The 1,413-nt window shown below is 56.2% G+C and carries 1 protein-coding gene; it reads right to left on the bottom strand.

The features are described 5' to 3' along the window. The coding region (locus NX782_RS26165; protein ID WP_370661842.1) for an IS30 family transposase at window positions 1–1,379 on the bottom strand (1,379 nt) is incomplete at its 3' end. Between the last annotated feature and the right edge of the window lie 34 nt (window positions 1,380–1,413).

Below are 1,413 nucleotides of genomic sequence, written 5' to 3'. Positions count from 1 at the left end.
GTCGCAACACTGACGTTTACGCATGATAAATGATTGGCGAATGCTTCGGCCGGTGTTCGCCAACCAAGGGCTTTCCGCGGACGATTGTTGAGTGCTGTCGTCACTGCAGCGAGGTCTGGAGCACTGTACCGCGCAAGATCAGTCCCCTTGGGAAAATATTGTCGAAGTAGTCCATTCGTGTTTTCGTTCGTTCCGCGTTGCCAAGGGCTGCGTGGCTCACAAAAGTAGACGTGCATCCCGGTAGCATCTTTTACTTGAACATGCTGTGCCATCTCAGCGCCCTGGTCCCACGTCAATGATTTGCGCATCATCGGCGGCAGCGCCAACATCGTATCCGTAATAGCCTTTTTGACTGCCTCGGCCCCATGGCCTGCCAAAGCGGGGCCATTCTTTTCCCGGACTGTACCGTGCTCAGCCATTCGAGGTAGGTGCAGGAGCATCGTAAAGCGTGTGCAGCGTTCGACGAGCGTTCCGATTGCTGAACTTTCAAGCCCAATAATCAAGTCGCCTTCCCAGTGACCTGGCGTAGATCGAGCCTCTACTTCTTTCGGTCTTTGATCGATCAGTACGTCGGGGGTGACGAAGTGTTTGCCGCGCGCTTTGACCCGAGCTCGAGGAACACGCAGTGGCCGTCCCGAACGCAGGAAGGCACTGTATTCCCGCTTTAACGCACCCCGGCCTTCGATGTACAGCGCTTGATAGACCGCCTCGTGAGAAATACGCATCGATTCGTCCTCGGGAAAGTCGATGCGCAAGCGATTTGCAATCTGCTGGGGACTCCATGACGTGGCCCAGCTACGATCCTGGCGCCGGCCGTGTCGTCTACGCGACCACGACAACTGGGGGCCGATGTGCTTACCGGCTGCGTTTGTGATCTTCCCGCCGAGTCTATCTTGGACATATTTTCTTAATGCTTCGTTGGACGCAAGTTTGGCACTCTTTGGCCGTTTGGCTCGACGCTCGGCATGCCATTGTGCAGTGGTAGCCCGGTATTCGACGTAGCCGCTTCTGGTGGCAGCATTGCGGATGAGTTCGCGTGAGATCGTGGAAGGGCTCCTGCCAATCCGCCTGGCAATCTCCCGTATCCCGAACTGCTGTGCGCGTAGCAATGCAATATCCTCGCGCTCTGCAAATGACAGGAATCGACCCGATGGTGGAGCAAAGTTAAGATTTGGCATCCCGCCATTTTGACGGAACCATCGAGCTCCCACGGCGCTAGATACTCCTGCGACAATGGCCGCGTCTTCACTCGGAAGACCATCCGCGATTGCCTTCCAAAAGATGCGTCGCACGTTACCCAGACCAACGCCAGGACGACCTATCGAACCTACTACTGGACGGATGCCACGTTTGCAGCGCCCATGCTTTGGCTTCCCCACTTCACCTCCCTAAGAATGAGGTGTTGCGATGACC

The organism is Massilia norwichensis, assembly GCF_024753245.1.
Classification (GTDB): Bacteria; Pseudomonadota; Gammaproteobacteria; order Burkholderiales; family Burkholderiaceae_D; genus Telluria; species Telluria norwichensis.
Note: the sequence above shows the minus strand (reverse complement) of the source record. Positions and strands in the feature narration are given on the sequence as shown.